General features: G+C 52.3%; 10 protein-coding genes. All 10 read left to right on the top strand.

The window, feature by feature from the left end; all coding sequences use genetic code 11:
- Nucleotides 1-414, top strand: a 414-nt coding sequence (locus tag G7Y52_RS14170) for a transposase (RefSeq protein ID WP_165068458.1), incomplete at its 5' end; no start/stop codon positions are given.
- A 606-nt stretch (nucleotides 415-1,020) separates the two neighbouring features.
- Complete coding sequence (gene mobC, locus G7Y52_RS14165; RefSeq protein WP_165073000.1) at nucleotides 1,021-1,371, top strand: plasmid mobilization relaxosome protein MobC; 351 nt, start codon at nucleotides 1,021-1,023, stop codon at nucleotides 1,369-1,371.
- Complete coding sequence (locus G7Y52_RS14160; RefSeq protein ID WP_165072998.1) at nucleotides 1,365-2,579, top strand: relaxase/mobilization nuclease domain-containing protein; 1,215 nt, start codon at nucleotides 1,365-1,367, stop codon at nucleotides 2,577-2,579. Before mobC ends, G7Y52_RS14160 begins: the two co-directional genes overlap by 7 nt.
- A gap of 10 nt (nucleotides 2,580-2,589) precedes the next feature.
- Nucleotides 2,590-2,961 (top strand): hypothetical protein, encoded by a 372-nt coding sequence (locus G7Y52_RS14155; protein WP_165072994.1) that lies wholly within the window; start codon nucleotides 2,590-2,592, stop codon nucleotides 2,959-2,961.
- Between the two features lie 2 nt (nucleotides 2,962-2,963).
- The gene (locus G7Y52_RS14150) at nucleotides 2,964-3,668 is read left to right on the top strand and encodes a protein mobD (RefSeq protein WP_165072993.1); all 705 of its coding nucleotides are present in this window, start codon (nucleotides 2,964-2,966) and stop codon (nucleotides 3,666-3,668) included.
- Between the two features lie 163 nt (nucleotides 3,669-3,831).
- The gene (locus tag G7Y52_RS14145) at nucleotides 3,832-4,266 is read left to right on the top strand and encodes a hypothetical protein (protein ID WP_206215327.1); all 435 of its coding nucleotides are present in this window, start codon (nucleotides 3,832-3,834) and stop codon (nucleotides 4,264-4,266) included.
- A gap of 83 nt (nucleotides 4,267-4,349) precedes the next feature.
- Nucleotides 4,350-4,586, top strand: coding sequence for a hypothetical protein (locus tag G7Y52_RS14140; RefSeq protein ID WP_165072991.1), 237 nt, complete (start codon nucleotides 4,350-4,352; stop codon nucleotides 4,584-4,586).
- Between the two features lie 327 nt (nucleotides 4,587-4,913).
- A complete protein-coding gene (locus tag G7Y52_RS14135) occupies nucleotides 4,914-5,201 on the top strand; it encodes a DUF1778 domain-containing protein (RefSeq protein ID WP_165072990.1) in 288 nt (95 codons plus the stop codon).
- The gene (locus G7Y52_RS14130; RefSeq protein ID WP_165072988.1) at nucleotides 5,198-5,719 is read left to right on the top strand and encodes a GNAT family N-acetyltransferase; all 522 of its coding nucleotides are present in this window, start codon (nucleotides 5,198-5,200) and stop codon (nucleotides 5,717-5,719) included. The genes G7Y52_RS14135 and G7Y52_RS14130 overlap by 4 nt, the downstream gene beginning before the upstream one ends.
- A gap of 135 nt (nucleotides 5,720-5,854) precedes the next feature.
- Nucleotides 5,855-6,155: helix-turn-helix domain-containing protein (locus G7Y52_RS14125; protein WP_206215190.1), on the top strand; the 301-nt coding region annotated here is incomplete at its 3' end.

The raw sequence follows: 6,155 nt of genomic DNA, 5'->3' as shown, positions 1-6,155 counted from the left end.
GGACGTTGGGAAAGGATAAGCATACTTTCAGCAATCCGGGTAACGGGAGAGACTTGCAGTGTTGTTTTTGATGGGGCACTGGATGGAAAAATGTACAATGCTTATATTGAAAAATTTCTTCTTCCAACGCTTAAAGCTAACGATGTTGTTATAATGGATAATTTGAATGTCCATAAATCAAAAACCGCCCAAAACTTGATAAGGGAAAAAGGCTGCAAGTATATTTTCCTTCCAGAATACAGCCCGGATTTAAATCCCATTGAAAAGATGTGGAGCAAAGTGAAACAATTACTTCGGGGTATGAAAGCAAAAACATGTGATGAACTGTACAAGTCCATTGGAAAAGCATTAAGTTGTATCACACAAAAAGACGCTGAAGGATGGTTTAAATCCTGTGGCTATGTAAAAAGTTAAAAGCAAAATGCTCTATGGATGCTTGCGGGCGACGGACGAGGAAGCCTCCGGCGGAGGCTCGGTCAAAGGAAGTCCGCAGGCCAGAAGCACAAAGACAACGACACAAAAAAGCGTTTCCCGCCTCCCGCAGTTTTCCCGTATACCGGCACGCGGGGATAACAATACTTGCAAGGCCGTCCCGGCTTACTCTCCACAGAATCTTCCCGATACATACGGCGTTGCCTCCCGCCCGACGTTCAAATGCCCGCGCCGTCATGTGCGTCATGCTGACCATGTTGTGAGCCGGATACAGATCGGTCGACTTCCGCATGGCGTTCAGTCTTTCTCCGCATACCGTCTTCTTATGAGCCGGATGTTTATCTGGAGCTGTCGCTATACCCGCCAGCGACACACCGGATACGACTGCGCTTCACGTCTGATACGCACTCGCCGCATTCCCGATATCCGCATCATACGTCTCCGTTTTCGCGCGGATGCCTGTTCATTTGTCCGGCATTGTCTCCGAGGGCCAGCTTACGTTTCGTCTATACGCTACGCGTATAGTCTCACGGCTGGCGAGGGGCAAAGCCCCTTCGAACCCCAAAAGTCAAAAAGGCAGGAAAGGCAATGAGGCGCGTCAAGCCCGTGCGCAACGCCGCCGTCATCGTGCGTGTGTTCCCGGAGGAGCGCGACATCCTCCGCTTCAACGCCGGACTGCACGACATGAGCATGTCGGAGTACATCCGCCAGACCTGCCTTGGCATCCGCCTGCGAAAAACGCCGGAAGAGAAACGGCGGTTGCGGGAGCTGGCCCGCATCGGCGCGAATATTAATCAACTTGCGAGATGGACCAACACCTATAAGCGGGCGGCGGAAGCCGTGGAAGTATTGACGGCGCTGGCAGGCATCGAACGGCGCATCGCCGAGTTCGCATCATGCGCTTCAGCGGAAGATGAACCGGAGGCCGGGCCATGCTGATGAAGGTCTTTCCGCACGGCACAGGAGAAGGCGACAAGCCCAGTCGCTATCTTGTGCGCCCGGACTATCCGGGGAGAGACACAGCCCCGCCTCAGGTGCTGCGCGGCGATCCCGCCATGACCCGCGCGCTTGTCGACAGCATAGAGCGGCGATGGAAATTCACCTCCGGCGTTCTGTCGTGGCACCCGGATGAGAAGATCAGCGAGGAACAGGAAGAGGAAGTCATGGACGCTTTCGAGCGCGTGGCCTTCGCCGGTCTGGAAGCGGATCAGCGCAATATCCTCTGGGTGCGGCATACCCATGCCGGGCATCACGAGCTGCATTTCCTCATTCCGCGTCTGGAGCTTTCCAGCGGCAAGGATTTCAACGCCTGCCCTCCCGGCTGGCAAAAGGACTTTGCTGTCTTCCGCGACCTGTTCAACTGGCGCGAAGGCTGGGCGCGGCCCGATGACCCGGCACGGGCGCGGGACGAGCTTCCGAGAAAGGCCGACCTGTTCAAGGCGCGAATGGCGCGATGGGGCAAGGAAATCAGGGAAAGCGACCGCGACAGGGCAAAGGAAGTCATTCATACCTTTCTCAAGGAGAAAGTGACGCGGGGACTTGTCCGGAACCGGGAAGATGTTCTGAACGCTCTGAAGGAACAGGGACTGCGCATCAACCGCGAAGGCAGGGACTACATCAGCGTCATCGCCCCGGACAGCGGCATGAAGATGCGCTTCAGGGGAGGTTTTTACGCCAGAGGCTGGACGCCCAAAGCCGCCCCGAAGGAAAAATCCGAAGAAAAGAAGCAGGAAACGGCGCGGCGCATGGTCGCCCGTCTGCAACCGGCTTTTGAGCGCGTCATTGAAAAACGCGCCGCCTGCAACATCAAACGCTATCCGGCAAAATGGAATCAGCTCCCCCGCGAGGAAGCCCTCCTTTTGCCCCAACTCCAGGAGGATACCATTCATGACCGAAACAGAACGGATGCTGATACAGAGCCTGAAACGGATGGAGGAGAACTGCAATGCCCGGCTGACGGCCTTCAGCACGAGGATCGACGTACTGGAGGACAAACAGATGCTGCTTCAGACGGAACTTCGCACGTTGAAGAGATTGTTCACCGATGTCAGCGAAGTGTACAGCAGCTTGCAGACCTTGTTGGCGACCTTGAAAAACGGCGCATAGAGCGGGAACGCCAGAGCCGACCGCGTAGACGGATGAGATAGGGGGAAACGCATGGGAAAGTTCAAACGTATTCCGGTGAAAGACATCAATGCCATGCGGAAAATCCTGGACGACTTGCCGGACAAAAATCTCGGCAAGACGCGGGAGGAAGCCGCAGACCTGCTCAACGCCCATATCCTGAAAGCTCTTGAAAAGGGATACACGGTGAAGGAACTGGCGGACATCATGGCCCAGGGCAACGTGGTCATTCCCGCGCCCGTCATCCGGGCAAAGGTGCTTCCCGCGAAGGCGGCTCCGCGAAAACGCGAGCCCAGGCCCAGGCCTGAAACCGCGAAACCCGTCGCGGCTCCTCCCGTCACGTCCCACGCACAGGAAGAAACCCCGGCCTACTATACGCCGGACATACCCGATACGGAGCTTTGATCATGAACATTCAAACAAGCGTGTTCTATGTTGGCGGCAGCAAGGGCGGCGTCGGCAAGAGTCTCTTTTCCTTCGCCCTTGTGGACTATTTGCTCAGCAGGGACGCGAACATCCTGCTTGTGGATACCGATACCGACAACCCGGACGTGTTCAAGGCGCACAGGGAGCTTGCCCTGCCGAACCTGCGCTGCCGTCTGAACAGTCTGGACGATGCCGACGGCTGGGCGGAGCTGCTGGACACTGTGCAGAACTGCCCGGATCATGCCGTGGTCATCAATGCCGCAGCCCGCACCAAAACCAGCACGGCCAGTTATGGCGACATCATGAAGGAAGCCCTGCGGGAACTGCGGCGGGAACTGGTTGTTTTCTGGATAATCAACCGGCACCGTGACTCCATAGAGCTTTTGCATTCCTTTCAGGAAGTATTCACGGATGTACCCATCCATGTTTGCCGGAATCTGTATTTCGGTGAAGCGCGGCGTTTTGATATATATAACAGCTCCAAAGCGCGGGAAGTGGTGGAAAAGAACGGCATGACGCTGGACTTTCCGGCGGTGGCCGGTCGCGTGGCCGACTGGCTGTATTCCAGACGTATGTCCATCCGCGCCGCCCATCCTGAAATGCCCTTCGGCACACGGGCGGAATTGCAGCGTTGGCGGAGATTGTGCGCGAACATGTTTGAACGTGTTATGGGAGAAACGTCATGAGCATGGATAGCGTGATTGATCTCGGCAAGGCGTGCGGCAGGAAACTGTCCGAAGCGGAAACGGCCCGTCTGCGTGAGGTCGGCAACAGCTTGAATCTCAGGGAGGACGCGCGCTCTGGCCGCTGCTGGCCGCGATGGAATATCAGCGCGTCTACTATGAGGCGTTGCCGGAGAAAATCGCCGCAGCCTCCAAAACCATCCTGGACGGCATGGCCACTGCCGCAGAAAAGGAGACTGCCGCCGCGCAAGCCCGGCTCACCGACAGCGTGGTCAGGGAAGCGCGGGCTCTTGCTTCCAAGATTCAATACGCCAGACTGGTGCCGATGGGGTTACTTGCCCTGATTTGCCTGCTGGCCTACGGGAGTCTGATGCTCTGGGCAGGCTTTCGTATCGACACGGGGCGGGATATTCCCTTGGCGGCGGTTCTGCACATGCCATCCGGCTGGCTCATCAGCGGGCTGTGCCTCGCGGCGGGGATGTTTGGTGGAGGCGTGGCCGCATGGGAATTTGCCGAGGCGGAAACGGGGTGGTGGAAAAAAGGGAGCGTTGCTATTCTTTGTATAATGCTCGGTATTTTTGTATTGATTAATGTTTTCTAATAGAATAGGAATTATTTCATAGTCCGTATGAAATGAATTCTAATCAAGCAAAATTTAACTAAATACCCCAAAGAGATTTTCATATGGAAAAAGACAATGCTCCTATCCGCCTTTTACAATCAATAAATAAAAACAAGAAATTCAGTTGGTTATGGAGAGAAACAGATGAATATAGAGATCTGGAAAGGAATAACTGGCCTGCATGGTGTTTTCTTCCTTTAGATGTATGGCCTATATTAGTGGTGATGGCAGAACCCAAATTTGCTCAAAAGAATGATCCTATTACACTAGGGAAAATAAAAAAGAAGTTGCTTCTTTAAAAAGCATATTTGTATTCTAATATTTGGATAAATTTAAATATATATAAGCCAACAACAATATTAAAAAGAGTAGTATTATATAATTAGTTTTGAATAGTTGAGTATATATTTTTATATTAAATTAAAAAATAAATTTATTATTTTGGTAATACAAAGAAAAATGACCCATATAAAAGTATGACTATAACGTAATAGTAGTCGTTTTTGAGGTAGGCTTGTGTTTGTTACTTGTCTCAGGCAAATTGTAAAAATTTTTTGGGGAAGTCGTTTTGATGGTCTTGTCAGTGTACGTTCAATGTACTAACATATCCCAAAAGGAGAATTGATATGGCTATCGCAATCAACAACTCGTCGCGCTCCGGCCGCATCGGGCTTAGGGCTACTCCCGCGCAGGAGCACCTGCTCCGGAGTGCTGCGGCCAGTTCTCGTAAGTCGCTTACGGAATTTATTCTGGACAGTGCCTGCCGTACGGCCGAGCAGACTTTGCTCGATCAGCGGCTCTTTCTGGTCTCTTCCGAAGTCGGGGAAGATATTTTGCGCTTGCTGGATGCTCCGGCAGTGGAAACTGAAGGTCTACAGGGGCTGCGTGATGCGAAATCTCCGTGGGATGAATGATGCTGCTTCTCCCTCAACCTCTTAGCAGCAGCCACGATCTTACATCGTTTGACTGCGGCGTGGAATCTTTGAATGGTTGGCTCGTTCAGTACGCTCGTCATGCGAATGCCAGTGGCTCTGCGAGAACCTTTGTCGTAGAAAATTCGAATACTGGCTCCGTAGTGGGCTATTTCAGCCTTACGGTGGGCCAGATTGATATCATAGATGCGCCACCTCGAATTTCAAAGGGTATGGGCGGATTTCCTATCCCTGTCGTTTTGCTTGCCCGCTTGGCCGTCGATAAGGAATGGCAGGGAAAAGGCCTTGGGGCGGCCATGCTTCGGGAGGCTGTTTTGAAGACACTCAATCTGGCAGAGAATGTCGGCGTGCGTGCCATGCTCGTACATCCTCTGGATGAGATCGCGGAAGCCTTCTATATGAAATATGGCTTTGTAAAATCCCCCGCCAGAGAGAAACAGCTTCTGCTCTTGCTCAAAGACGCGAGAAAAACGTTTGCCGCCAACGAACGGTTGGCTTAGGCGTATGGTCGATGCCGTCCAACCCCGCCCCAGAAAATATTTTTCAGATGGGTATAGTTGCGGGTACGGCGTTTAAAAATGTTGTCTAGAGCAATTTGACTTTTATTTTATTTAAAAATCGTTTAGATTGCAGAGATGAAATTTGCATCTGAAGAAATCCGAACCAAGGCTGTTCATGCGTATCTTGATGGAAAAGCAACAGCCAGGCAATTGGCAGATATTTTAGGTTATACCCCGGCTAGCATCTGCAATTGGGTCAGAGCTTACCGTGAAAACCAACGATTATCAGCCAAACCCAATGGCCATCGTCCAAGTTGTTTCTCATGCGAGGAGATTCGGGAATTGCAAGCCCTTCTTGATAAAAATGTTGATATGACGCTTCAGGAAATTAAAGAGCATTTTAATAAATCCTGTTGCCTGGCTGCCATCCACCGTC

The sequence above is a fragment of the Desulfovibrio sp. ZJ200 genome, assembly GCF_011039095.1.
Classification (GTDB): Bacteria; Desulfobacterota; Desulfovibrionia; order Desulfovibrionales; family Desulfovibrionaceae; genus Desulfovibrio.
Note: the sequence above shows the minus strand (reverse complement) of the source record. Positions and strands in the feature narration are given on the sequence as shown.